We start from the raw sequence: 255 nt of genomic DNA on the forward strand, positions 1-255 counted from the left end.
CATCCTGTCGGGCTTCCTCGCGATCCGCATAGGTTCTACGTCGGATCCGCTCGCGTTTGAGGAGCTGGAAGAAACTCTCCGCCACCGCGTTATCATGGCAATTGCCGCGCCTGCTCATGCTGGCCTTGAGCTGGTTTTCCCGCAAAAAATCCTGCCAGTCATAGCTGCTAAACTGGCTCCCTTGGTCGGAATGAACCAGCACTTCTTGTTCGGGTCGCCGTCGCCACACCGCCATCAGTAACGCACTGATGGCCA

At 57.6% G+C, this 255-nt stretch carries 1 protein-coding gene; it reads right to left on the bottom strand.

The window, feature by feature from the left end; translation table 11 throughout:
- Window positions 1-255 (bottom strand): DDE-type integrase/transposase/recombinase (locus tag AACQ95_RS15900; RefSeq protein WP_241281100.1); only part of this gene is annotated, 255 nt, incomplete at both ends.

This window comes from Aeromonas sp. MR19 (assembly GCF_963899305.1).
In the GTDB taxonomy this organism is placed as follows: Bacteria; Pseudomonadota; Gammaproteobacteria; order Enterobacterales; family Aeromonadaceae; genus Aeromonas; species Aeromonas bestiarum.